Annotated in this window: 21 protein-coding genes and 2 pseudogenes; 3 read left to right on the top strand and 20 right to left on the bottom strand. The window is 68.6% G+C overall.

Annotation, left to right across the window (positions count from 1 at the left end; translation table 11 throughout):
• Window position 1 precedes the first annotated feature (1 nt).
• Genes AB0P07_RS32180 through AB0P07_RS32170 form a run of 3 tightly spaced genes read right to left on the bottom strand, consistent with a single transcriptional unit; the run spans window position 2 to window position 2,864 of the window.
• The gene (locus tag AB0P07_RS32180; protein ID WP_365556761.1) at window positions 2-1,192 is read right to left on the bottom strand and encodes an amidohydrolase family protein; all 1,191 of its coding nucleotides are present in this window, start codon (window positions 1,190-1,192) and stop codon (window positions 2-4) included.
• 17 nt (window positions 1,193-1,209) lie between these two features.
• Window positions 1,210-2,379, bottom strand: coding sequence for an MAB_1171c family putative transporter (locus AB0P07_RS32175; protein ID WP_365556759.1), 1,170 nt, complete (start codon window positions 2,377-2,379; stop codon window positions 1,210-1,212).
• Window positions 2,379-2,864, bottom strand: coding sequence for a hypothetical protein (locus AB0P07_RS32170; RefSeq protein ID WP_365556758.1), 486 nt, complete (start codon window positions 2,862-2,864; stop codon window positions 2,379-2,381). The genes AB0P07_RS32175 and AB0P07_RS32170 overlap by 1 nt, the downstream gene beginning before the upstream one ends.
• 916 nt (window positions 2,865-3,780) lie before the next feature.
• Between AB0P07_RS32170 and AB0P07_RS32165 the strand changes: the two genes are divergently transcribed.
• Both AB0P07_RS32165 and AB0P07_RS32160 read left to right on the top strand, forming a co-directional pair.
• Entirely contained in the window at window positions 3,781-5,172 is a 1,392-nt protein-coding gene (locus AB0P07_RS32165; RefSeq protein ID WP_365556756.1) for a helix-turn-helix transcriptional regulator, read from the top strand.
• 82 nt (window positions 5,173-5,254) lie between these two features.
• A complete protein-coding gene (locus AB0P07_RS32160; RefSeq protein ID WP_365556754.1) occupies window positions 5,255-5,662 on the top strand; it encodes a thioesterase family protein in 408 nt (135 codons plus the stop codon).
• Window positions 5,663-5,800: 138 nt separating this feature from the next.
• Here AB0P07_RS32160 and AB0P07_RS32155 read toward each other — a convergent pair whose 3' ends face one another.
• The 16 genes and pseudogenes from AB0P07_RS32155 to AB0P07_RS32080 form a co-directional block, all read right to left on the bottom strand.
• On the bottom strand, window positions 5,801-6,703 hold the full coding sequence (locus tag AB0P07_RS32155) for an HEXXH motif-containing putative peptide modification protein (protein WP_365556752.1): 903 nt from the start codon (window positions 6,701-6,703) through the stop codon (window positions 5,801-5,803).
• A 95-nt stretch (window positions 6,704-6,798) separates the two neighbouring features.
• Entirely contained in the window at window positions 6,799-6,972 is a 174-nt protein-coding gene (locus AB0P07_RS32150) for a hypothetical protein (protein WP_365556750.1), read from the bottom strand.
• Window positions 6,973-7,051: 79 nt separating this feature from the next.
• The gene (locus AB0P07_RS32145) at window positions 7,052-7,765 is read right to left on the bottom strand and encodes a 2OG-Fe(II) oxygenase (RefSeq protein WP_365556748.1); all 714 of its coding nucleotides are present in this window, start codon (window positions 7,763-7,765) and stop codon (window positions 7,052-7,054) included.
• Entirely contained in the window at window positions 7,762-9,633 is a 1,872-nt protein-coding gene (locus AB0P07_RS32140; protein ID WP_365556746.1) for a radical SAM protein, read from the bottom strand. The genes AB0P07_RS32145 and AB0P07_RS32140 overlap by 4 nt, the downstream gene beginning before the upstream one ends.
• Window positions 9,634-9,665: 32 nt before the next feature.
• Window positions 9,666-10,574 (bottom strand): nucleotidyltransferase domain-containing protein, encoded by a 909-nt coding sequence (locus AB0P07_RS32135; RefSeq protein ID WP_365556744.1) that lies wholly within the window; start codon window positions 10,572-10,574, stop codon window positions 9,666-9,668.
• Window positions 10,571-11,506, bottom strand: coding sequence for an NAD(P)-dependent oxidoreductase (locus tag AB0P07_RS32130; RefSeq protein ID WP_365556742.1), 936 nt, complete (start codon window positions 11,504-11,506; stop codon window positions 10,571-10,573). Before AB0P07_RS32130 ends, AB0P07_RS32135 begins: the two co-directional genes overlap by 4 nt.
• 5 nt (window positions 11,507-11,511) lie before the next feature.
• Window positions 11,512-12,198, bottom strand: coding sequence for a TylF/MycF/NovP-related O-methyltransferase (locus AB0P07_RS32125; protein WP_365556740.1), 687 nt, complete (start codon window positions 12,196-12,198; stop codon window positions 11,512-11,514).
• Between the two features lie 2 nt (window positions 12,199-12,200).
• A complete protein-coding gene (locus AB0P07_RS32120; protein ID WP_365556738.1) occupies window positions 12,201-12,671 on the bottom strand; it encodes an NUDIX domain-containing protein in 471 nt (156 codons plus the stop codon).
• A gap of 103 nt (window positions 12,672-12,774) precedes the next feature.
• A complete protein-coding gene (locus AB0P07_RS32115) occupies window positions 12,775-13,650 on the bottom strand; it encodes an isocitrate lyase/phosphoenolpyruvate mutase family protein (RefSeq protein WP_365556736.1) in 876 nt (291 codons plus the stop codon).
• Complete coding sequence (locus AB0P07_RS32110) at window positions 13,647-14,309, bottom strand: dTMP kinase (protein ID WP_365556734.1); 663 nt, start codon at window positions 14,307-14,309, stop codon at window positions 13,647-13,649. The genes AB0P07_RS32115 and AB0P07_RS32110 overlap by 4 nt, the downstream gene beginning before the upstream one ends.
• A 3-nt stretch (window positions 14,310-14,312) precedes the next feature.
• Window positions 14,313-15,062, bottom strand: coding sequence for a hypothetical protein (locus AB0P07_RS32105; RefSeq protein ID WP_365556732.1), 750 nt, complete (start codon window positions 15,060-15,062; stop codon window positions 14,313-14,315).
• Window positions 15,063-15,145: 83 nt separating this feature from the next.
• Window positions 15,146-16,351, bottom strand: coding sequence for a bifunctional class I SAM-dependent methyltransferase/NUDIX hydrolase (locus AB0P07_RS32100; RefSeq protein WP_365556730.1), 1,206 nt, complete (start codon window positions 16,349-16,351; stop codon window positions 15,146-15,148).
• A gap of 27 nt (window positions 16,352-16,378) precedes the next feature.
• On the bottom strand, window positions 16,379-17,281 hold the full coding sequence (locus tag AB0P07_RS32095) for an NUDIX domain-containing protein (RefSeq protein WP_365556728.1): 903 nt from the start codon (window positions 17,279-17,281) through the stop codon (window positions 16,379-16,381).
• 125 nt (window positions 17,282-17,406) lie between these two features.
• Window positions 17,407-18,672 (bottom strand): M15 family metallopeptidase, encoded by a 1,266-nt coding sequence (locus AB0P07_RS32090; protein ID WP_365556726.1) that lies wholly within the window; start codon window positions 18,670-18,672, stop codon window positions 17,407-17,409.
• Window positions 18,669-20,837: a methyltransferase, FxLD system gene (gene fxlM, locus AB0P07_RS32085; protein WP_365556724.1), complete on the bottom strand. Its 2,169-nt coding sequence runs from the start codon at window positions 20,835-20,837 to the stop codon at window positions 18,669-18,671. The genes AB0P07_RS32090 and fxlM overlap by 4 nt, the downstream gene beginning before the upstream one ends.
• A 94-nt stretch (window positions 20,838-20,931) precedes the next feature.
• Window positions 20,932-21,246: pseudogene (locus AB0P07_RS32080) on the bottom strand (ABC transporter); the annotation flags it as partial.
• A 72-nt stretch (window positions 21,247-21,318) separates the two neighbouring features.
• Between AB0P07_RS32080 and AB0P07_RS32075 the strand changes: the two are divergent.
• Window positions 21,319-23,373 carry an ISAzo13 family transposase gene (locus AB0P07_RS32075; RefSeq protein WP_365556881.1) on the top strand — a complete coding sequence of 685 codons (2,055 nt, stop codon included), beginning with the start codon at window positions 21,319-21,321 and terminating at the stop codon, window positions 23,371-23,373.
• Window positions 23,374-23,388: 15 nt separating this feature from the next.
• Here AB0P07_RS32075 and AB0P07_RS32070 read toward each other — a convergent pair.
• A pseudogene (locus AB0P07_RS32070) lies at window positions 23,389-25,047 on the bottom strand (ABC transporter ATP-binding protein); the annotation flags it as partial.
• Window positions 25,048-25,243 lie beyond the last annotated feature (196 nt).

The following is a 25,243-nucleotide window of genomic DNA, read 5'->3' as shown; positions in this document are numbered from 1 at the left end:
CTCACGCCTGGGCGGGGTGGTAGCGCCGGATACCGCGGGCGAAGACGGCCCGCACGTCCTCCAGCGCGGTGAGGTCGGTCAGTGGGTCACCGTCCACGATGAGGATGTCGGCGCTGTAGCCGACCTTGATCTGGCCTGTCTGGTCTGCAACGCCAAGGGCATGCGCCGCCTCACCGGTGGCCATCTCAAGGATGCGCTCGTTGGGCACGCCCAGGTGCTCGTAGAACTCCAGCGCGGCGATCAGCCCGTCGTGACCGGCGCGCTGTACGCCCGCGTCGGTGCCCGCTACCAGACGCACGCCAGCCTCGGACATGCGCCGTACGGCGTCGAACATGGCCTGCGCCCGCTCCTCCCCGAAGAAGCGAGGCAGCATCTTCCAGTGAGGGCTCACGGCGGGGCACACGTGGATGTTCTTGGCGACGATCTTGTCCAGTACGTCGTCGCGGACTTCGATGCCGTCCTCGGTCATCCAGGTGCAGTGCTCGATGGTGTCGACCCCGGCCTCGACGGCCGCCGTGATGCCATCAACGCCGTGCGCGTGCGCAGCGACGGGCAGCCCGGCGGCGCGTGCTGCGTCGACGAGAATTGCGAGGTCGGCGGGAGCGAATTGGGTCTCGTGGCTCTTGGCGCCGCCCTTGGTCAGGCCGCCGCCGGTCTCCATCACCTTGATGACCTGAGCGCCGGCCTCGGCGTTGCGCTGGACCAGCTCGCGGATCTCCCGTTCGCCGGAGACCTCGCCACCCAGGAACCAGCAGTGGCCGCCGGGAGGAGTGACGGGGATGCCTGCGGAAACCACGCGCGGCCCCGGCGTGATCCCCTGTTCGATCTCCTGGGCCAGGCGCAGCGCCAGGTGCCCGCGGTCGCCCAGATCGCGGGCGGTGGTCACACCGATTCGTACCAGCTGCGCGGCCCGAGCCCGCATCTCCTCCAGCAGGGTCGCGTCGTCCTGCTGTTCCAAGCTGGCGACGGGATCAGGGCCCCCGTCGAACGCGAGGTGCACGTGTGCATCGATCAGCCCGGGCATCAGGGTGCCGGCGGGGTAGTAGAGGCGCGGCTCGTCCGCTGGCGCGAGAGCCTCGACCTCCTCCCGGTTGCCGACGGCTGCAATCTGGCCGTCCTTGATCAGGACTGCTCCGTCGGTCACGTACTGGCCACGGCCCCCGGTCAGGACTCGTCCGGCACAGATCAACATGCGTAACTCCCTCGTACTTAATCGTGGTTGGCGGCCGTCATGACCGACACGTTCTGCGAGCGGGCGTTGCGCAGGGCATCCGCCAGCGCCACCAGCTGCTCGACATCGGCTTCCGGACCCTGCTGAGAAGGCAGGGCGACAGGAACCGCAGCCACTGGTTCCACTGTGCCTGACGCGCCGGGGGATCCGGCAGCAAGCACATCGCGCAGGTTCGCGGCCAGAACCGCGGGCGGCGCGCTGTCCAGGACTGCGCCGCCGGTGTCCTGAGCGGGCAAGTACGGGCTGACCTGCACGAGTCCGTCGCGGCACTCCACGACACGACGGTGGTAGCGGCGGTGCACGCTCCGAGCGCGCCACCTCTCGGACCATGAGTTCGCACTTGTCTGCAGCACGCTGTCCGGATACGCCTCGGCCAGCAACGCCCACAGGGGCTCCAAGCGGCGGTGGGCGCGGCGGTGCCGGTGCCAGATCCGCACTGCAGTGATCCAGTTCCGCACGATGGGGTAGCTAACACCCACGACGAAGAGCGTGACCGATATCACCAGCAGGGCGGCTACCGCAGCATTCAAGCCCGCGGGCACCCCGCCTCCCATGTTCCGGATGATCACGAAGACGGCGCGGATCGCGCAGGCGCTCGCCATGGCCGCCAGTCCGACGGCGGTCACCCACAGCCCGGTGGAGTGGGGGCGCGGGGATAGCCGCGCATACCTGCAGGTCCACCAGAAGGCTGCTCCGAGCGCATACATCATGTACAGGCCCGCAAGCAGGTAGAAGCCGGCCACCCGGGGAAGTGCCATGTCAGCGGTGGCGAAACTTCCGGCGAGCACCTCGTGCCCGCTCCCCACGATGGCCACCAATCCGACGATCACCAGGAGAAGGGCGGCGCCTTCGCGGCGGGCGCGACGTCGGCCGCTCTGCTCGTCGGCGGCCGAGTGCAGGTAGAAGCACATCAGGAAGAAGAGGGTGGCCAGCAAGAGCACGTTCTGCAGCACCTTGGCTGCCCCGTGCCCGGCGACCGCGTCGATCCCGGAAGCCCCGCCAGGCATGGCTAGCGGGTACGACGCAGCGGCACAGACCAGGCACAGGGTCACCGAACGCACCGGTGCGTTATCGGGATTCCGGACGACTTGGCGGATCTTCCAGCCGATGGCCGCTGCGAGAACGGTGAAGAAGACGGTGGCCACCATCACAGCCACCCTCGGTTGCCGCTGAGGGCTGCGTTTACCCGGCGTGCCGAAGGATCCTCGGCAACGACGGGGGTGGTGCGGTCGAGCACAGACGACCACTCAAGGATGATGGTCGCGCTCAATTCCACCTCGCATTCCTCTTCCGAGTCGTAGCTACAGCGCTTGCGCATCCGTCGGATGGTGGCGGCGTTCAAAGCAGGCAGCATGCCGGCCCACCATCCTTCGGCCGGATCGTCGGGATCCTCTTCGATGAGTTCGTCGTCGTTGGCGAGGATGTGCCCGACTTCGTGCAGGATGATGTGGTCCTGATGCAGCCGGGTGGTGTGCTGCTGGTAGATGATGAGGTCGGCGGCGGGAGTGTCGACCCACAAGCCCAGCGGGCCGGGCATCGGCATTGGGTAGGGGCGCAGCTCGATGTGCCGCCCCCGCTTCTCGGACAGTGCGCCGCACAGTCGCGTCACGTCCAACGGAGGCTGGATGTCCATGGCTCGCAGCAGGCTCCGAAGGCGCCGCTGCAGCTCGCGCTCGCCAGCGCTGGGCTGCAGATGACGGCGGAGCCGTAGCCCACGAGTCCCTTCGGCCACGGCAAGCCGTTGGCGGGGCACCTCCAAGAAGAGCGACCCCAACTCTGCGAGTGGGCCGCTGTTTCGCCACCACATAGGTCTTCCCCTTGCTCGTGCCTCACTGCTTCAGCCGAAGGGCGTGACGCGCGTGAGACGGGTTGTGCTGTGACGCGTAGTGGCTCTGGCCGGCACAGGAAGCGGACCGTGAGGTGCGACCTCCGGTACCGCACGTGCATCGACGAGCCTGTTTCCGTCGACGGTCGGAACTCGCTCCGGGACCGCAAGACGCAGCGTTGCGGTCCACTCGCGACGATGTCTGCCATGTCCGGAGTTCGGCTGAACCTGCCGACAGAGCGATTCAAGCCAACCCGTTGAGAGACCGTCAACGGGTCACGAATGCCCTAGTTGGAGGGCATACGTGACGGGAAAGTCGAAGGCTCGTCCGGTGTGGGTCGGCAGGGCAAATCGCCTGGCGCGTAAGCGGAATGAGGGAATCCGACGGCAACTCGACGACCTCTGTCCCAGTGGTCTAGTCCGGCCATTTGAGGGCGGGACGAAAACCGGCACACATTTGCCGGTTTCGCAGATCGATCATGAAGCGGTGGCGGAGATGCCCCATTCGCGCGTGAATGCTCTTGGGGGGATCGGCGTGCAGATTTCACCCGGGACGAGACCCCGCGGGGGAAATGTGGCCCATCCCACAGCTGGTCAAGATCACTCGAATCATGCGTATCGTCTACGGCGGGGAGTAGCAGGGCGGGGGTCGGCGGTTTCGTCGACCTCCTTTTTTGTGCCCGAGGAACCGCCTCTCCCCGGCAGAGCGACGAGGGAGGATTGCATGACCGGGCTGGAACCGAGCCGCGGCCGTACCGGGGAAGCGGAAGCGGGGATCTCCGCCGTAGAGAGCGCGCGGCAGCTCGCCGGCCAGTTCATGGGGTTCGGTGCCCTGCTGCGCAGGTGGCGTCGGGATGCGCGCGTCACGCAGCCCAGGGCTGCAAAGGCTCTGGGGATGGGCGAGCGTACCTACCGCAAGATCGAAAAGGGTGCGACGCCGCCGCGGTTTACCCCCGCGCAGTGCGAATCGCTGGCGAACTTGCTCGGTCTGGACCGCGACGAGCGCCATGCGCTGTTGCTGTACAACATCGGCTCGAACCTGATGCCACCGCCCGGCGCCGGTCAGCCGGAGCTGCAGAAGGCGCTGAGGCTACTCATTGACCGACAGATGCCCAGCCCCGCGTACCTCTGCGACCAGCACTGGAACATCATCGGCTTCAACACCGCGATGGCGGAGTGGTGGCCCTGGGTGATGGAGCCGGGCGCGAACCTCATCCTGTGGGCCCTGCTGTCGCCGGAGGCTCGCACCCAGTACCAGGACTGGGACATACACGCCTCGGCCTACGTGAAGATACTTAAATTCGCCGAAGCGACGCGACCGGATGACCCTGTCCTGCGTGAGCTGATCGAGAAGGTCAGGAAGGACCCTGACGTCCGCCACGTCTGGGAGACCGAGCACGACATGGGCGAGACTCGCGACGGCCACGTGTTCCGTATGAACGTCCCAGCCCTCGACTGGGAGACGGTGGAGGTCGTCAGCCACGTCCTCTACCCGGCATCGATGCCGGAGTGCCGGTTCGTCGTGATCACCTGGGTCGAGGGCGGCGAAGACGAGCATGACGCGCTCGGCGGTGCTCGCAACGCGTGGGCCTCCGCAGCGGCGGACCAGGACGAGATGGAAGCGGCGCAGTGGCACGCGCGGAACCGAGTAGCCGAAGACGCCGCCACTCGTTGGCGGCGGGAGGCAGCGACGCTCGCGTCGCGCATGGTCGTTGCGACCTCTGCGGAAGCAGCGGCGCTGGCTGGGGGTGGCGGCGTCCCCATGCCAGAGATCAGCAAGCTCATGGGCCCGGGCGCACAGCTCACGCTCGCACCCGACCAGAGCACCGTGATTTGGGCAGTCGAAGAGGTGGTTGGCTGCTGGTCCGTTACTTACGTGCAGCCTGCCACCGTCATCGCTCGTGTGCCGCGCGAGGCTGTACACGGCGCGTGCCTTGCCGAAGTACTTCGACTGGTACGTGCCGCACTGCCGGCCGGTGCGGACGCAGCTGCTGCTCGGATCGGTCGGCTCCTGGACGACCGTGCCACGGAGCAGCGTGTGCTCCGCGAGGTCCTGCGGCTAATCGAAGCTGGCGACCACGGCGAGACCGCGGCCGGGGACACAGACCAGCCCTGACGCTCTCGACAGGATCTGCCAGCGGCGGCACTCCCTCGACGCAGGTTTTCACTGCGTACCCTCCCCTGCATAGGAAGACCTCATGCCGAAGTTCACCTACCCCCTCCCGCTGCGCTGGGCCGACGCGGACAGCTACGGGCACGTCAACAATTCTCGCTACCTGACCTACCTCGAAGAAGCACGGACGAGGATGGTTCAGGAATTGCTGCCTGCCGATGAGGCCGAGCGCCGAAGGCACGCCTTCGTCGTTCAGCAGGCTGTGGTCGACTACAAGATGCCGTTGGACTACCGCGACCAGCCTGTTGACGTGGATGTCTGGGTCGTCGTTTGCCGCGGGGCGCGGCTCGAGCTGAGGTACACGATCAGGGACGGCGAGCACACGTACGCCGAGGCGACTACGAAGATGGCGGCCTTCAACCTGGAGACGGGGGCCCCGCGCCGCATCTCGGAGGCCGAGACCGACTTCTTCGCTCGCTATACGGAGAGTTGATCAGTTTCACAGTTCGGAGCGGCACGATCACCCCGGTCGGCTGACGCTCCGTGCTTACCGTCACGCTCGGGGTGTTCCCGTCGCATGATCACGGTCCCTGCAGCCGGAGCCTCGAAGTCGCTGCGGTCTATGCGCGGTTCAGAGCGTGCGGGCGTGCTGGAAAACGCTGTCGAGGCGTTCACGCAGCCCGGGGTCGGAAATCAACTTCACAGCGCGGATGAAGTCGTCCTGGGCGGCGACCAGCCGGGGTCGCTGCTGGCGTTCATGGTCGGCGAGGACTGCATTTCCGGCGCCGGTGGTGTGGAGCCGCGCCCGAGCGGCGTAGATCATCGTGAGGGGGAAGGCGAAGCATGCGTGGAGAAACCCGTACGCCGGCCGCTGGGTGCCACGCCACGGAGAGAAGTACGTCTCGTCGTCGGGGATGGTGATGTGAAGCGCGGCGAGGGCGTCGTTGAGCCAGTTGTGGGCGGCTTCGTGGACGAGGTCGCGGCCCAGCACGGCGGCGTCACCAGTGTGGTCGGTGAAGACGGTCGCCGGGAGCCGAGTGATCGCGAAGCTGCGCAGGGTCTGGTCGGGCCGGCGTCGGCCGGTCAGGCAGATCACGGCAGCGTGCGCGCCGACGAGCTCGTCGAGGCCGGTGACGGCGATGTGGCCGGAGGCGTCGTCGACCAGGGACGGGACGCCGCCGGTCGTGCCGGGGCCGAGGACGTAGTACGGAGTGTCGGAGTGCGGGCCGCGGATCATGTCGTCCTCGTCAGGGGCGACCACGATGCGCGGGCCAAGGCGAGTGGAGTAGGCCAGGCGAGCCAGGGCGGGACCGGCGGCGTTGCGGTACCAGTCAAGGGTGGTCGTGTCGCGGCGGCGTGCGGCGTTCTCTGCGCCTTCGAGCCGGTGGTGTGCCAGGGCGTAGGCCAAGGGCAGCGCCTCGTCGTCCGCCGGAATGACGGAACCGCGGTCGAGCAGGGTCAGCGTGGCCGCGGTGCGTTCGCGGCGGTGGACGGCGATAGCGTCCAGATCCAGGATGGCAGCGATGTCGTTCATGTCGGGAGGCTCCTTAGCAGCGGGCCCCGGTGCCGGGCCGTGGGGCGCCGGCACCGGGGCTGTGATGTGGGGTTGTCCGGAACGGGCCGGCCCGATCAGATGGCGCTGTCTGTCTCCGAAGTGACCGGAGCCGAATCGGCGCCGGTGGCGGGGGCGTTCCAGGCGTCGGCGGAGACGCTGGACGTGTGGGCGGTCAGGCGCACGGTGCCGCCCTCGTCGCGCAGCTGGTCCACGGCGGCGAGGAACTCGCCACACGCATCGGTCGTCATCTTTTCCTCCGTGGGTTGCAGGGGCTGGTCGGGTTGAGTGCCCGGGGGGCGGGCTGCGATTGGGCGGGGGCATGGTCGGTCAGGCTTCGTTGATCAGCCAGCTGATGAACTTGCGTTCGCGCCCCTTGCGGACCGGTTCGGTGCCATGGGTGACCTGGGATCCGTACAGGACCGCGGTGCCGGGCGTGGGGCGGACGTTCCAGCGGGTGCGCGGCATGGCGCGGAACCAGTCGGCGGAGTGGTCGGCGCCGTCGTGGGTGAACGCCATGGCTGGGTCGTATCCGTCGCCGCCCTTCTGCTCGCTCCACAGGGCGGGGTGGGAGGTGCTCTCGACGAAGAACTCCCCTCCTTCCCGGGCATGTTCGAGGACGACGCTGATTCCGGCGAGCTGGCGTACGGGATCGGTGGGGTGCGGGGCGATGCCGTCGACGTGCGCGGTGATGTGCTGGCCGGGCGCGTACTCGACGTACATCCATTCGCGGCAAGACGTCAGGGAAGGCAGGGCGCGCCGCAGGGCGGGCATCGCCCGCTCGACAGCCTGGTCGAGGACCGTGGCGGCGAGTGCGGGCGGCGGGTGGATCTCGAGGCGGCCTGCCGGCTCGTAGACGGCCATGGCCTGTTCGCTGGTGTGGCCGGGGATGGAGTGCAGGGTGGTGGTGCGCTCGGTGTCGAAGCGGCGGACGCCGTCGTTGCCGAGGACCTCGTCCACGGCGGTGATGAGGGTGGTGACCTCGTCGGAGGTGAGGAAGTTCTCGATACTGGAGACGGTGAGCGTCTCCGCGATGTGGATCACTGTGCCTCCCGGGAGGGGCGGGGCGGGCGGGATGCGCAGGCGCATTCGATGTCCGCGGGGGTGTGGCGGGCGATGTGGGTGAGGGTGCGCACGGCCTGGTCGAGGCCGGCGAAGTAGCGGGCCCACGTGCTGGTAGGGGACGGGGTGAGCGTCAGGTTGAGGACAGGGTGGCGACGGCCGGTTCGGTCGGACGTCAGCTCGGTGCGGACAGCCTCCGCGGTGATGGCTGCGGGCAGATAGCCGTCGGCGGAGGCGAGCACGTGGCACAGCCGGGCGGCGAGCGCTGCGTACTCGGCGCGGGTGCGTGGCAGGATGCCGACGCGGAAGACGGACGGGGCCAGGCCGGTGCCCTGGTGGGCGTGGCCCTGGCAGGAGTCGTAGGTGACAGCCCGCCAACTTCGCGTGATTGTGTCGAGAAGGGGCCACACCCGGTCCTCGATACCCTCGCGCCATTGGGGGTGGTGCGGGTCGAGGTCGTCGGCTTCGTGCCGGCCGGGCAGCCCGACGGAGTTGATGTTGCCGTGGTCGCTGATCCGGACCCGGGCCGGGTTACGGAGAGCTGTCGGATCGTCCCAGCGGGCGAGGAAGGCGTCGGCGTCGGCCATGACGTTCGGGGCGGCTGCTCGCCAGTGGGCGCGTAGGCAGTGCGCACCGGCCGGCTGGTCGGGGGCGGCGAGCAGGTGGGCCATGCCGTCGATGAGGCGGGCGCGGTGGTCGCAGTACGCGTCGTCGCTGCCGGTCGCCTTCAGCATGCGCCAGCGGGTCGCGGTGCAGCCGCCGCCGCACACCGTCCGGTACGGGCAGGAGGCGCACTTGGTCATCAGCTGCCGCCCGGCGGCGAGCAGCGGGTTGGTGTGTTGGGCGTCGGTGACGTCCGCCTCGCTGTGGGCAGATGTGAGCGGCAGCAATTTCGCTTGTGGCCAGGGGAGTTCGTCGCAGGAGCCGAAGCGGCCGTCGGGGTAGGCGGTGAAGACGTGGGAGCACTTATGGGCGCTGTAGTGGCAGTGGGAGGTGTCCAGGCCCTTGAGCCGGCGGATCGTGGCTACGGCCGGGTCGAGCTTGATGCGGCGGAAGTGTCCGGCGCTGATCCATTGGGCGGTGGCGTGGAGGGTGAACTCCGCGTACTGCACGGGTGTGATCGCCCAGGACGCGCCGTCGTCGCCAACCGCGTCAGCTTGCAGGCGGCGGCTCGGACTGGTGCGACGGCCGGTGGCCGGGAGCGTTGTGGTGACGGTGGCGTCGAAGGCGGGAATGAGGTGCACGGCGCGCACCGCTTCGAAGGAGGCGATGTGGTCGATGATCTCGGCGGCGCGTCCGAGGACGGTGGGGGTGACCACGGTGACGATGCCGCATGTGCGGTCGCGTTCGGCGAGCAGGTTCAGCGCGTTCACGATGTGCGGATAGATCGGGTTCCCGTCGTAACCGACACGCCAGGAGTTGCCCTGTTCGTCGCCATCCAAGGAGATGCCGATGTGCAGGCCGGGGTAGTGGGCGTCGAACAGGTCAAGCCATTCGCTGTCCAGGCGGACGGCGTTGGTCTGCAGGTGGACGCGGCGCACGGTGGGCTGGGCGGCTAGTTCGTCCAGGATCGCCGGCATGGCCTGCTTGCCGACCGTGAGCGGGTCACCGCCGTGCAGCTCGATCGCCAGCGGCCGACCGCCGAAGATCTGGCCGAGTCGGCGTATGTGCCCTGGGGTGATCTGGGCGCCGCCGGGGGCGACTTTGCGTTTCTCGAAGCAGTAGAGGCAGTCGGCATCGCAGGTCTCGCCGCGCAGTTTGAGGACGACGGAGACAGCGGCTTCTTGATCGGTGTCTTCCAGGGGCCGCCACATCTCTTCGCCGATGATTGTGGTGGGGGTGGTGGGCATTGGACCTCCCCGGTTGCGGGTCAACGGATGAGTCAGGTGCGGGAGCGGCCCGCCGCGTCCTGTTGCCAAGTGCGCATCTGCCCGTCGGAGAGCGGGCTGCGGACGTCGCCACGGCGCAGGAACCAGCCGTCGTGGTAGCGCTGGGGTAGCCAGCCGAAGCCGTCGAGTCCGGCCTCGTGGACCGGTTCGGGATCGGCGTCACTGGGCCAGAGCGCGAAAAGGACATCGGCGAGCCGCGCTTGGACGATGGCGAAGAAGCTGCTGTGGTCGGCTGCATTGGACCACCGAGGTTCCGGCAGTTCGGGGACGGCCTTGAACCGGGCGCCGCGGTGGCTGCCCAGCAAGCTGGGCAGCCACTTCTCACCCAGCAGAGGTGCGCCGGCGGCAACGGTTTCGGCCTGGGCGACGACACGGGCGAGCTGGTTCCACACCAGGTCGGCGTGAGGGTGCATGCCTGCCTGAACGAGGCCGAGAAGATCTTCGGCCAGGCTCGCCGCTGCTTCGCACCGGTCCGCGAGCGCCCACCGTTGGTAGGTGAGGAGCTGCTTGGGCGTCAGGATGGGCAGCAGGTCCGGTGCCGGGGCGAGCGGGCGGGCCGTGCGTAGGAGGGTGAGGTCGCTCAGCCGGGTTCGGACGGCGCGGAACGTTTCGATTCCTTCGCGGGTCACGGTGAATGAGTCGAGCAGGGAGCGCCAGGCATGCACCCTGTCCCAGCTCACCGCCCGTACATCGACGCGGATGCTGTGCAGGAAGCGAGAGCGCGGCTCGGCGACCGGTTCGTGCGTGACTAGGAGCAGGTCCACGTCGCTCTGCTGGTGAGCCAGCCCCTCCGCGAGCGCGCCCACCAGCCAGACGGTGGCGTCGGAGAACTCGTCGGCCAGCGTGGCAGCGGCCTGCTCGGCCACCATCAGGCGCGCTTGAAGCCACGGCGTGTGAGTCATGTGGCCGTTCTCCCTTCGCGAGCCAGGACAGCCGCAGCAGTCGTGGCGACCCACTGGTCAAGGACGGCCCGGACGTCGTTGCGTTGGGCGCCGATGTGCGGGGTGACCAGGAGATTCAGAGGCCCGAGCGAGTCCGCACCCGGCCACAGCGGTAGATCGGACTTTTCCACGGGGTCAAGGGCCAAACCGGCGAGACGACCGTCGGTGAGGGCGCGAAGACAGGCACCGGCATCGAGGGTGCCGAGGCGGCCGACGCAGATCAGCAGCGGGGACTTCGTCCTCGCTGCGGCGAGGAAGTCGTTCCCGAACCGGCCGCGGTTCTCGTCGGTGAGCGGGAGCGCGACGACGTGGGCGTCGGCCCATCCGGACAGTTCGCTGCCGGGGCGTGCGGGCAAGGTGTCCGGCAGGGTCGGCCGGGCTGCGAAGGCGAGCCCGGCGACATGCGGGGCGAGCACCTTGGCGCAGGACCGGCCGACAGGGCCGGCGCCCCAGACCGCCACTCGCATCTCAGAGAGGGGTGGAGCGAGGCACTGCTGCTTTACGTGCTGTCCCCCCAGCAGGGCGGCGTGCCCGTACGGGATCCGGCGGGCGAGCGCGAGCAGCGCGGCCAGCGTCCATTCGGCGACCGCGTCGGCGGCGGGTTCCGGGTTTCGGTGCACGATGACGCCGCGCGCGGCCAAGTGGGCGACGTCGATGCCGTCCAGACCGGATCCGGCCCGGATCACATGCCGCAGGTTAGGCCACTGCCGCAGGCGCTCGGCGTCGAGCTGGTGCCCTGACCGCAGCACCAGTACCACCGCTTGGGCGGCGAGTTCTGGCTCGGCGGAAGCGGGTGCGGTGATCTCCCGGATCGCGCAGCCAGGAAGATGGCGCTGCAAAAGCCTGGTGTCGGCCGCGCCCCGTACGCTCAGCAGGAGCGGCTCCTGGCGCATACCGTTCACCGCTCGCCCCCGACCGGTGCGACGTAGCGGCCGAAGGCCAGGTCTCCCGTTCCGAACATGACCTCCAGCGGGGAGGGGGCGTCGAAGTAGTCCTCGCAGGCCGCCTTCACGCCGGGCAGCCCGTTCCACGCCTTCGGGTTCGCCTCCAGGTCGGCATAGTCGTCGACGATCAGAGTGCCACCGGGGGCCATACGCGGGACACAGGCGCTCAGGCTGGTGTGGATGGAGTCGTAGTAATCGCCGTCCAGGTAGGCGAAGGCGATCGTCTCGGGGAGTTGTGCGGGGAGGGTGTCAGCAAACCAGCCGCGGTGGATGGCTGGCGGGGTGCAGTCCCACCGAACGTGCAGGGCACGCACTTGCTCAGGCTCGGCGCGCAGGTAGCCGACCTCGAACAGCTCCGGGTCCCGCTCACCGCGTTCAGGTAAGCCCTGGAACGAGTCGTAGACGTGGACGTGACGCTCGTGCTGGCCGGTGGCGTCCAGGACGGCACGCATCCACAAGGCCATGGCGCCCTGGTAGCAGCCGAGTTCCACCACGGCGCCGGGCACTGCGCGGGGGCCAAGTTCTTCGAGTTCCCTCCGGATGGCGGGCAGGCGGTCGGCATCGACGGTGTCGCCGTGGTGTTGCAGGAGCCAGTCGCGCAGTTCGGACAAGCTCAGCGGCTTCGAAGACGGGTACTGCATGATCACCACCGGTCCACGAGGACATCGCGGTCAGCCGGTTCCCCAGCGAGCGCCTGGAGCAGCTGCTGGTTGACCCGCGGCAGCAGGTACTTTTCTCCGAAATCGGACAGTGGTACCCACTCGAAGCCGACTTGGATCGGGTCCGGCGGGTCGGACTTGCGCGGCTCGGTGTCCTCGTCGAGGAGTTCGGCGAGGAAGTTGTGCTGGGTCTTATGGACGGTGCCGAACTCGTCCGCGTACTGCTCGGGGACGTACTCCACGACGAACAGCAGGCGTGAGGTGCGCACTCGCAGCCCGGTCTCCTCCTCGACCTTGCGGACGACCGCGTCGCGCAGCGGTTCGCCGACCTTGGCCTTGCCGCCAGGCAGGTTGTAATGGAAGCCCGAGTGGTCGTCATACGACATGAGCAGGATGCGGCCTTGGTGGACGATGGCGGCCTTGACCGAAACGCTGATCCGGGGCAGAGGTGTCATGGTGCGGTTGATCCTTCCCTCGACGAGCCCGCCACGGTCGGCGGCCGGGCTGATGCTGGTGGTACGGGGGTGGAGCAGTGCCAACTGGTGACGCAGTCGCAGTTCACAGGCAGGCGCGTGCCGTCGGGTCAGCGACTTGGAGGAGGTCGGCGACCTCGCTGAGCGGGGTGCCGCCGGAGGTGAAGGAGCCGGTGGCGGCGAAGGAGGCGGCAGCCTGGCGCATCGCGGCGAGCGCGGCCCGCGAGAGCTGGTTGGCGTAGATGGCCAGGGCGAAGCCGGCTTCGCCGAGCTGGTCGGGCTCCAGGTGCGGGAACGCGGTGGGGACCGTCACCAGCGGCGCGGCACTCGTCCAGGCTGCGCCGATGGCCAGAGCCTGATCACCGCTGGTGTCCTTGGAGTGGATCAACACCGCGTCCGCGCCGGCTGCCACATACGAAGCAGCTCGCTCCATGGCCTCGTTCAGACCCATGCCACAGATCAGTGCTTCGGTCCGGGCGATGAGCAGCATCTCATCGCCCGTGATGGTCCGCATCGCTGTTAGCTGCTCACGCATCAAGGCCACGGGGGTGAGCTGTTGGGTGCGGTGCAAGGCGAAGGAGTTGGCCTTCGGGTAGGCGCTGTCCTCCAGACACAGGGCTGCGGCTCCGGCATGGGCGAGGTCGTCCGCGAAGCGTCGGGCGGTCGCGATCTGGCCGCCGGCGTTGTCGACGTCGACGATGACCGGCAGCGGCGCGGTGCGGGCAAGTGCGCGCACGGTGTCGGCCAGGTCGCGCGGGCCCAGTACGTTCTCGTCCGGCAGGCCCAGCGCTGTGGAGACCTCCAGGCCCGATACCCACAAGGCATCGAACCCGGTCTCCACCGCGACCTTGGCGGCGACCGCGCTTGTTGCGCCCACGGCCCGCAGCGGACACCGAGTGCGGGCGGCCTGTTCCAGGCGTCCGCCGAGTGAGGCTATGTCCGCCTCTGTGTGGATGTTCACGCAGTTCCTCCTGGGAGTTTCGGAAGCAGGTCATACCGGTCGAGGGCCTGCCAAACGGTGTGCAAAACCGCAGCGCGGTCCTGGGCGGCGTCGATGAGCACCACCCGCCCCAGGGCAGGGAAGGCGTCGGGCTCGTCGGTGACCGTCTGGTACACCTCGCGCACCCGGGCCTGTACGTCCAGGACATCCCAGTCGGGTCGGGTGGCATCGCCCGAGCGGGCGGCGGCCCGCTCCATTGCGTTTTCGGGGGTGATGTCCAGGACGAGGGTGAGGTCAGGGGCGATGCCGAGGTCCTGGGTCAGGACGGTGTAGGTGTTCCTCGGTGGCCGGCCGTGCTTGACGGAAAAGAAGGCGAGTTCGGACAGCAGCCACCGGTCCACGACCACTGGTCGCGCAGGAAGTGATGCCGTGATGAGGCGGGCTGTGGCCTGTTTGTCCGCGGAGAGCGCGGCCAGGTATCGGTGCTGATTGTTCTCGGTGGGCTGGTACTTGCCGGCCACCAGGTCCCCGGCGACCGCGGCGTCGAGGAAGTTCGTGGTCAAAACGGCGAGCGGAGTGATGCGAAACACGCCCTCGAAGAGCCGAAAGAGCCCCTTGCGCAGGGTGGTCTTTCCGGTGCCGTCCAGGCCCTCGATGACGATGAAGGGGTTGCGGTTCATGGGCTACTCCACCTGCCCGGCGCCAGTGCCTCCGGCGTACTTCATGAACCGGCCGCGCCACGGGATCGATGTGGACACCAGGTCCACGAGCCGCAGCTCACCCAGCTGTTCCAGGAGCGCCGGCAAGCTCGGTTCGGTGACGATGCCCTCGGTGACGGCTCGGCAGTAGGCGAGCCGGACCGCGTCGTCGGTGGCATCGTGGCGCAGGTGGTGAATGAGGATCCGCTGGGCGGTGCCGAGAGCGACGACGCGGACGGCCGCGCGCAACGTGTCCAGGCTGACCGTGTCGCTGGCCTCGATCGGGGTGAGGCGGGCGTGGTGCACGCCCAGATGCCGGATCGCGGCAAAGGCGCCTACCCACCAGGACGAGGCGGCGCTGACCGCCCGTACGGCCTCGCGTAGCGGCTCGTCCGTCACCCCGTCCAGGAGCAGGACATCGACCTGTTCGGCGGCTCTGGCCAGGGGGCTTGCCACGGTACCGGGTGTTCCGTGTTCAGAAGGCAGGTTCACCCAGGCGCTCAGGTTCGCTGCTTCAACCAACGCCAGGGCGGGTGGGTCGGACAGCGCGGCCGGGCGCGCGACTAGCGCACTGGAGATCGTCCCGGACACCGCGCTCGTCTCGGCTCTTCTTGCGCTGGTCTGGTCGCGCAGTTGCGGCAGGTGCAGGGCGAGTCGCTGCACCTGCAGGCCGTCAGCAAGCGCCTCCCACGACTCGTAGAGGGTCGGCGCGGCGTGAGGTGGTGAGGGGGGCACAGGGACTCCTTCAAAATCGGGGGCATGAGGCACGCAGACAGCGAGGCGATGGGCCGGAGCTGTTCGTGGGACCCGGCGTTTCTTCAGGCAAGCCTGTCCACAGCCCTCGGAGCCGGTGTGCAGTGGGCGAATGAAGTGAAATGAGCGGGGGTGTGGTCGATGGGCAGGTCGGGACGCCAGGCTGTGAGGATCTGGGCGCTGCATACGAACAGTCCGTCGGGGAGCTGATCGAGCGGGTACCACGCCCAGTCGCCGACGCTTTCGTCCGGCTGCGTGGCCGGCTGCCCTCGCCAGGCATGGACGAGCGCGCCGACGGTGACACGCAGAACACCATCGACGTGGTCGACGAGCGTGCCCAGCAGTTCCACGTCGCCGGTTCGAGCGATCAGGCCAGTTTCTTCGCTGAGTTCGCGGACGACCGCGTCCTCGAAGGATTCTCCGGCGGCCTCCACGCTGCCGCCGGGCAGTTCCAGGGTGCCGCGCTGGTGCCGGCCGAGCAGGATGCTCTGCTCGCTGAGCAGAATTGCGCCGACGCCGACGGCCGCGTGTGCGGCCGGAGCTCGGGTGCTGCGGGGCCGGCTGGAGACGCGCGCCGGCCCATCGGGAAGGCGTCGGGCGCGGATGAGCTGCTGGACCACCGAGGCGTCTTCGTCCGGGTGCGGGAAGAGGTCGATGGCTTCGACGCGGAAGCCGTACTCGGTGAGCAGGTCCTCCCATAGCTGCGGCGCCAAGACCCACATCTGGGTCGGCAGTGGCGGGTCGTCGCGCAGTAGGATCGTCTGCTCGCGTGGCGCCACCTCGGTGGACGGGCCGACGCCATGCAGGTCGGTGTGCAGGAGCGAGAGGATCAGCGGGGCACCGGGACGAAGGCCGTCGCGCAGTGCCGGCAGCGAGCGGTGCGGGTCGCCAAAGGCGAGCGTCCCGATCGCGTACGCGGCGTCGAACGGCTCGGCTTCGGCCAGGTACTCGGCCACGTCCGCCTGGACGAACTCGATGTCGGGCACGTCCGAGTGGGCGGAGACGGCGCGTTCGTGCTGGGTCGGGGACAGCTCGATGCCGGTGACGAGCGCTCCGTGCGCCTGGGCGAGGTGGACGGCGTGGTGGCCGGCCCCGGAGCCGATGTCCAGGACGCGGCGGCCGGAGATGTCGCCGAGGACCTCTGCCCCCGGACCGATCCCTTCCCAGGGCGTCCAGCCGAGCCGGCCTGGGATGGGCGGGGAGTACGCGCGGTCGAGCTGCCTCTGCCCGTAGATCTGCCACGCTCGGTCGTTGGTCTTCTCGGCGAGCACAGTTGCCTCCTGGGTGGGGTGTTGGGGTCAGGTGTGCGTGATCAGGTAGGCGGGGCCTTCGCCCAGCCGGGCTCGTTCGATGGCGTCGAGGCGAGTGAAGGCCCGCGGTGCCATCAGTTCCTGCCAGGTGGCGAGATCGTGGACGGCCCACATGTCGTGCTCGGCGGGGTCGAGACGGATCCGATCGAGCTGGTCGGCGGTCAGGCGCCCTCCGTCGAAGATCAGCCCCACCTTGTTCAGTGGCAGGCTGGGCCCGGCGTGCAGGAAGTGCGTCAGGAGGAGCTTCGGCGTACCCAGACCGAGTTCGAGGCACGTCTCCTCGACCGCCTCGCGCCGGGCGGTCTGCAGGGGGTCCTCGCCCGGGGCGTCGAGGTTGCCGCCCGGGAAATGCCACAGTCTCGAGCCGTACACCGAGCGGAGCTGGACCGGCCGGTCGGCCTCGTCGCGGATGTACAGGCAGCCGTACACCGTGTGGTGGGGCACGGTCTGGGCGTACGCCTCGGCCGTCATCGGCATGGGGCGGCCGGGGCGAGCGGGACGGTGGTCGAAGGCGAACGCGAGTACGCCGAGAGCCTCCTTGGCCGGCGGGTAGATGTCGCGGAGGCTTGCGAGCAGCTCGCCAGGTTGCCCGTCCGGGTCGATGAGCGCGGTGTCCTCCGAGCGCAGCAGGTCCTCGAAGGAGGGGTACGGGGTGATCCGCTGCACGACGACGTCGAGTTCGCGCCCGGTGTCCCGGTCGTGGAAGACGACCGTGTCCCCGATGCTGATGTCGCGCCTGTTCGGTGTGGCCACCCTCACTTCGATCATCTTGCGACCGGCTTCCACCTGCCAGTAGTACCGCGTGAGCAGGTGCATGTGGTGCTCGGGCGGTACGTCTCCGGCGGAGGGGCTCGGGACGGTGGGAATCGCCTGCTGGGTGTGGTCGGGCATGCATGCCTCCGTTCGATGCTTTCCGTCTGCCTGTTCGTGGGGGCGCGACCGTTCACGGAGCAGTGGTCCGCTCCTGTGCCTTGGATCGGAAGGCGGGCGAGGTAGTGGACGGGTCCGCGGACGCGCTAGGGCAGTTCGATCGGTCCGTAGCGCGCGTACGGCTCCCGCCGCATCAGTGCGTCGTACCGGTCCGCCGCCGAGAAGTGCCAGAACTCGGTCCCGTAGTTCGTAAAGCCCGCACTCTCCATGGTGCTGAGCAGCAGAGTGCGGTGGTGGCGCGCCTGGTGGCTGAGGGTCTGGGCGTGCGTGAAGCAGGCCCCGCCGCTCTCCTCCGGAGAGGCGTTGACGCGGGTGCCGAGGTCGAGTTCGTGGCCATCCTGGTCGACGAGGGTCACGTCTACGGCTGCGCCCGCGGAGTGGGGCGCGATCTCGGGCGGCGACACGTACCGGCTGGCGGCCTGATGCAGCTGCTCCGGTGTCCAGTCGGGCTGGGCGGCGGCCAGCTCGTCGCGGTACTCGGTGAAGTAGCGCCGCTGGAGGGCGAGCGGCCGGTAGCCCTCGATGAACAGCAGGTCGATGCCGGCGGGCAGGAGCGAGCGCGCGTGCTGCAACCGGCTGAGGACGCCCTGGCGGACGTGGGCGTACGCGCCTCGCGGATCTTGCTTGCGAGGATCGACGCGCAAGTCGTGTTCACGGACGTCGACAAGCGGCTCTCCGCACTCGCGCACCGGGATCTCCGCTACCTGCGGATCGGACATCAGCACCAGGTTCATCGAGTCTCCCTGTGACGGCTTGTGCTGCGGGGGCCTGCCAGGGGCGGCAGCGGTCAGATCGGTGTCGCGCACGATCCGGGCGACGGTCTCCTGCAGAGCGCTGTCGGACGGGATCACGGTCTCCAGTCCGCCCGGCAGCAGATCCAGCTCCCGGTACCAGGAGGTGAGGTGGGTATCGGTGACCTGTTCCAGGTATGCGGCATCCGCCTTCGAGGCGTGCCGGGCAAGCGTCGCCTCCAGCGGCACGTCCAGGTAGAAGCAGGCCGAGACGCCGCGGTGGTCCCGTACCAGGGACGAGATCATGTGGCTGTAGCGGTCGGCGTACAGGATCCCTTCAAGCACGACGTGAAAGCCGGCGTCCAGGGCGTGGCGGGCGATCCTGCCCAGCAGAGCGATGTTGGTGCCGCCCGTGGTGTCGTGCTCGCGCAGCACGTTTCGGCGGATCACGTCCTGCCCCACGATCGCGACGCCGCGGCCGTAGTGATCGCGCAGGCCCTGGGCCACGCTCGACTTGCCCGAGGCAGAGTTCCCGCGGATCACGACGAGGCGGGTATCCGGACGTCCGGCTGCTGAGGACGCGGGCACGCGACTGGGTGCGTTGGTCGGAGTGCTGGTCATGCGGGCCACCCCGTCTCGCTGTACAGCTCGCCGTTCTGGATGCCTTCAATCGCCGTCCGCGTGTAGGGGACGAGGTCGTCGGGAAGGGCGGTGGGGTCCCAGAACTTCCACTGGGTGCACTTGTCCGGCTCGCGCAGCTCCGGCTCGCCGCGCCAGGTGCGGGCGCGGAAGAACAGGTCCATGCGGGGCCGGTCCCCGGCATAGTCGATGTGGTGGACGACGTGGACGAGTTCGACGTCCTGGCGCTCGATGCGCAGGCCGGCTTCCTCCCGGGCCTCCTTGATCAGACAGGCGATGGCGTTTTCCTGCTCGCAGTGGCCGGCCAGGGCATGCCACGTGGACGGCGCGAAGGCGCTGCTGGGGTGGCGCAGTCCGAGCAGCACCGTCCCGTCGGGCCGCTCCAGGTAGAGGTGGACGCCGACGACGTTGAGAACCGTGCCGTGCGGCGAGGACCGGCGTTCCTCCTCGGAAGCGGACTCGCTCCTCATCGTCGGGAGGCTGGCGGCGTGGCGGTGTACGAGGTCGCTAGTGGTGTCCGCGATGCGCAGGCGGTGGAGGTCGTCCGGGGCGAACCAGGCGAGCATCACCCCCTCGGTCAGGTGGAGATCGCGCGGGTCGCCGTTCCAGCGGCCGGCGTAGATGGCGATGGGCACCGTCCTGCCAGCGTCATCGGAGGCGTACTCGGCTCCGAACGGGGTCAGGTCGGCGAGGTCGAGGCCGGCTTCCTCGGCCAGTTCGCGGCGCACGGTGTGCTCCAGGGTGGCGTCCTGGGGTTCTCGGCCGCCGCCGAGCAGGGACCACATGCCCGGCTCCCAGATCTCGCCGGGGAAGTAGTCGCGCAGGTGGAGCAGGTACTCGCCGCGGTCGTTGTAGATCAGGGCGGAGGCGTTGGCCGTCTCTGGTTCGCAGACGGTGACGGGCGCGACCGGCCATTCCACGCTGACGCTGGTGTGCTTCTTCGCGAAGACGTGCGGATTGCCGTCGAGGCCCGCCGGAGCGCCGTCGACCGCCGGTCGGACGGTGACGAGGGGACAGCGGGCGCCGCGGTGGATGCGATGCCAGGTCTTGACCCGCTCGGCCATTTCCTGCGCGGCAACGTGTCCTTGGTCCCCGTAGCCCTGGACAACGAATTCGTACCGGCCCTTGCCGTCGTCCCCGTCGCCGATGCGTTCATGCGTCATCCGGGCAAGGGAAGTTCCGCGGACGATCGCGGCGGCGGGCCAGTGCGGGGGCGGCGGGTTGAGGATCTGGTGGTCGCTGTCGGGGTCGGCTTCCAGGCGGCAGAAGCCGGGCAGAGCGCCGGCGAGGTAGAGCTGGAGCAGGTCGAAGGGCTCTTGGCCTCCGACGGTGATGCCGGTTCGCGTGACGGTCGGCTCGCGGGTGAGGGCGGGGGCGAGTTGGTCCACGGGCAGAGGGGTGCCGTCTTCCCAGGAGAGGTGGACTCCGGTGCCGGGGACGGCGCGGCGGTTGCGGTTCCAGGCGCCGTCGCCCTGCATGGCGACGAAGCCGCAGACGACGAGCGGCTCGTCGCTGCGCAGGACCCCTGCCGCCTTGGTGAAGCCGATGGCCCAGTGGTAGCCGTGCAGGCGCAGCGGCGCGACGAGTCGGCCGCCTTCGGCCAGGGCGTCGATCCAGGGCAGGTCCCAGGTGTCGACGGTGACGATGATGGCGTCGAATCCGCCCTCGGGCACCACCTCGGCGGGCAGATGCTCTGCGTCCGTGGTGACTACGTTGACGGTGTCGTACTCGGTTTCGGCGAGGAAGCAGAGCGCCCTTTCGGTCACGGCGGGGTCGATGTCGAGGGTGGTGACGTGGCCGGTCGGACCGACGAGTTCGGCGATCAGGGCGGCGTTGTATCCGCCGGAGCCGATCTCCAGGACACGGTGGCCGGGTTGGATGCGGGCGGATTCGAGCATGTCGGCTTGCAGCCAGGGTGCGGAGATGGAGCTGGTGACGGTGCCGTCGTCGCGGCGGCGGGTGGCGACGATGTCGTTGGCGTACGCCGCTTCCACTGCGGCTTCGGGGGCAAAGGTGTGTCGGGGCACGGTGCGGAAGGCGCGCTCGACGGCGGCGGAGCAAATGTGCCCAGCGGTTTGGAGCTGCTCGACGAGCTGGTGGCGCAGCTCGCTCGCGTCGCTGACGTCGGTGGTGGGTGGAGTCGTCACCGCATTCCTTCCGGGAGTGCTGAGGAGGTGGGGCAGGGAGCAGGAGATCGGGCCGGTCTCTGCCCGGCAGGGGGGAGGGCCGGCGCAGCAGGCGTCAGGAGGTGTCGCCGCTCATCCGGCGCTGCAGTTCCCACAGAGTCCGGAACAGGCCCGGCTGCTGCGTGAGTTGGGCGTAGGTGCCCTCTTGGACGATCCGGCCTTCGTCCAGCACCACGATGCGATCGGCGACGGCAACGTTCGTGAGCCGGTGCGTGATCAGGAGGATGGCCCGGTCCTTGGCGAGTTCACGCAGACCGGCGAAGATGCGGTGCTCGGCGCGGGCGTCGAGGGCGGCCGTGGGCTCGTCCATCACCAAGAGCGCTGCTTGCCGGTGGAACGCGCGGGGAAGCTGTCCGGAAACAACGCGTTGCTTCGCAGGCCCCATGATCGTTGATCTTTCGTGCTCATATCCCGGTCGGCGACCCGCCAACTTGCGGCGCGATTGGGCGCGTTGCTCCCGCATCTCAACGAAAGACAGCGGCGTCTGCTGCTGGCCGCAGAGGCCCGCGAGTTGGGGCATGGCGGCATACGCGCGGTGTCCCGGGTTGCGGGTGTCAGTGAAACGACGGTCCGCAAAGGAATCGCCGAACTCGCCGATGCGCCGACACCGTTTCCGGCAGGTCGCATTCGGCGCCCAGGGGGTGGCCGCAGGAAGGCGACCGAGAAAGACCCCGAACTGCTGCCCGCCCTGTTGGCACTGGTCGAACCGGACGAGCGGGGCGATCCCATGTCTCCCTTGAGGTGGACGACCAAGTCCCTGCGAAATCTCGCCGCCGAGCTGACCGAGAAAGGTCATACGGTCTCCGCGACTACGGTCGGAAAGCTGCTGCGCGAGAACGGGTTCAGCCTCCAAGGCAACGCCAAGACCCTTGAAGGAAAGCAACACCCCGACCGGGACGCTCAGTTCCATTACATCAACGATCAAGTCAAAGAGCATCAGGCGGCCGGCGAGCCGGTCATCAGCGTGGACACGAAGAAGAAGGAAATGATCGGCGCCTACCACAACCCGGGACGCGAATGGCGGCCCAAGGGTGAGCCGATCGACGTGGAGGACCACTCGCTGTTCTTCCGCGGAGACATCCAGCAGGCCATCCCGTACGGGATCTACGACATCGCGGCCAACACCGGCTGGGTCAACGTCGGCGTGGACCACGACACATCGGCCTTCGCCGTCGCCTCGATTCGCCGGTGGTGGGAGAAGAGAGGCCAAGACGTCTACCCGCGCGCCAAGCGCCTCCTGATCACAGCAGACTCCGGAGGATCGAACTCTCCTCGATACCGACTGTGGAAATCCGAGCTTGCGGCCCTCGCCGAAGAATCCGGTCTGGCCATTACCGTCTGCCACTTCCCGCCCGGAACATCGAAATGGAACAAGATCGAACACCGGCTCTTCTCCCACATCACGATGAACTGGCGTGGACGCCCGCTGACCAGCCACGAGGTCGTCATCAAGACCATCGAGTCCACGCGCACCCGCTCCGGACTGCGCGTCGAGGCCGAACTCGACACCGGCACCTACCCGACCGGGATCACCGTGAGTAAGGAGTATCTGGACTCTCTGCCGATTCAGCCGCATGAAACCCGCGGTTCCTGGAACTACACCGTTCAACCACACGGGCGCTGCACCGCCGCCCAAACAGGCGGAAGCGGCCCCAGGGTGATCCCTTCGGAAGTACTGGAGATGCTGTCCCATCCGGTTCTCACAGGGATGAGCCGCGAAGAACTCAACCGCCTGATCGAGCTTCTCGCGCCGGCTCAGGCGGCCAAGGCCGAGCAGCGGGCCTACAACCGGCGGGGCGGAAGAAGACGCCGGGCGAAGGGCGCAGGCGGATGGACGGTGATGACGCCTGAAGCTCGGATTATTGCCACCCTCGTCTACGTCCGCGAAATCTGTCCGATGCCCGTACTCCAGGACTTGCTCGGAGTCGCCCGAAGTGCCATGCAGAAGGCCACTCGTGAGACACGAACCCTCCTGACGGAACGAAACTACCCGGTGCGAGCCATCGCACTCAGACTCACCACCGCGCAAGCGGTGAGAGATTACGTCGCCTCCGCCGGCTCCCTTCAGGAGGTCGACCCGCAAGAAGCGTTGCGGCACCCTGCTCTGACCGGAATGAGTCGCGACGAACTCGATGCCATCACTGCCCGCCTGGCCACGAGATACCAAGCTCGCCTGCAGGAAATTCGACGCAAGCATCGAGGCGCTGAGCTGAAGAAGGACCCGGGACTGGTCGTCTACAGGAAAATCACCGATGAGGGCCGGGTCCTGGCCGCGATTCTCGCCATGCGCCAGATCGCCACCCGTCCGACGATCGCCGCCCTTTTCAACGTGAGCCCCCGGACTATCGGCAACGCACTCGTGGAACTCCGTCCACTCCTTCAAGAAGACGGGTACAACCCAACCCCAGTCCACAGAACGCAACGGCTCTACAGCGCAGAAGAAGTCCTCCGCTACGTCGAGTTCATGAAGGAATCGAATGCCCATACGGAACCGTGACGTTGTTTCCGGACAGCTTCGGGTGAGGACCAGGCGCTGCCACTGTCCGCCGGAGAGCTGCTGGCCGCCGAACCATTCGCTGGTCAGCAGGGTGTTCAGCCCGGAGCGCAGGCCCGGCAGCATCTCTGCGGCGCCGGATGCCTTGCAGGCAGCGAGCAGGGCCGCGTCGCTGGTGTCACCCTGCCCGAAGGTGATGTTGTCCCGCATGGTCAGCGGCAGGTACGTGAACTTCTGCGGCACCAGCGCGACGTGCTCCCACGACTTCCACGGGTCCAGGTCCGCAGTGGAGGCGTGGTCCCAGGCCACGTCGCCCTCGGTGGGCAGCAGGAGCCCGCACAGCAGGCGCGAGAGCGTGGTCTTGCCGGAGCCGTTCTCCCCCACCAGAGCCACGATCTCGCCGCGCCGGATGTGCAGAGAGACGTTGCTCAGGCTGTCCTTGGGGGCTCCGTCGTAGCGGTAGGTGACGTCGCGGACTTCGAAGCGCTCCGGGGGCGCGGTCACGGGTGAGGTGCCACGGGAGTCGGCCATGGCCTGGCCGTGCGCGTTGTCGAGGAAGTTCTGCCAGTCCTGGACGTACCAGCCGGTGCGGACCAAGCGAGCGCCGCCGTTGATGATGCCGCGTACCGAGCCGGTTGCGGTCTGCAGGGCGAAGACGGCGCCGCCGCCGGCGGCGAGGCTCATCTTCCCGGAGGCCAGGAGCCACAGCAGCGCCGCCCACACCGCGGTGGAGGCGACGCCGCCGGCCACGGCGCCGGCCAGTCCCATCCAGGCACCGGTGTTCGCGGCCGTGCGCTCGGCGGTGTTGACCGAGGCGGCCAGCCGCCGGTAGCGGGCGATCAGGAAGGGGCCGGCCAGGCAGGCGCGCATCTCCTCGCTGGATTCCTGGTAGGCCATGTGCCAGCGCAGTTTGCCCAGCATCCGGCGTCGGCCGGAGGTCTCGAGTCCGGCCAGGTAGATCACGCGGGCGGAGCGGACGTAGGCGGCGGCCTGCGGCAGGCAGGCGAGGAAGAGAAGGGGCAGGAGCAGGGGGTGCAGGACGGTCAGGACGGTAGCGCCGGCGGCGAGCGTGGCGGTCGCCGCAAGGACGTCCTGTGCTTCTTCGACGAGGTCGGGGGTGACCTGGGCGCCGCGGTCGGCGATGTCGTAGGCGTCGTTGTAGCCGGGCTTGTTGTTCGCGGCCAGTTCCGCGCCGAGCGCGGCCTCGATCATCGTCAACTCGGCGGCCCGTCCGAGGACCGGACGCAGCCGGCCGGTCAGCCAGACCACGGTGATGCCCAGGAGCGCACGCAGACCGGCGGCTCCGGCGATCACGGCCAGCTGCGGGGCGGCGTCCCACAATCGCTCCGTGATGTCGCCGGACGAGATCAGCGCGTTGATGGTGCCCGTGACGGCCAGGAGGCCGAGGGCTGCTAGGACGCCGGTCGCGGTCTGGCACACCAGCAGTCCGATGGTCGCCCCGCGATCCACGTGCCAGGCCATCTGGACCGAGCGCCGCACGAGCGAGGGGAGGCGTCGAGCCATGGTGCGGGAGGTCAGCAGGGAGCCGGCCTGGAGTCGCGATGCGTCGCGGTAGAGGTATTCCTCCTCTCGAACACTGGCCCCGTGGGTTTCGTCGTCCGGCACGGTTCCCTTCTCCGGTTGCGGCGGCTGGTCCTGCGTGATGGCCGAGGTCATCGTTCCCCCTAGGACGGTCGCGTCGGCAGAGTCGTGAGGTCTAACGACAGGGCTGCGATATCGAACACACGTCATTCGGTCGTGCTGCCAAGCCCGCTATCTCCTGCATCCGGCAACCCCGTGGGCGCGAGATCCCTGCTCTGGCTTGGAGCGGCTGCGGGCAGGAGATGGCCGAAACGCCGATGCCCGCCGCATC

Origin of the sequence: Streptomyces sp. NPDC085944 (assembly GCF_040686295.1) — a bacterium.
GTDB lineage: Bacteria > Actinomycetota > Actinomycetes > Streptomycetales > Streptomycetaceae > Streptomyces > Streptomyces salinarius.
This window is presented reverse-complemented; position numbering and strand designations above follow the sequence as displayed.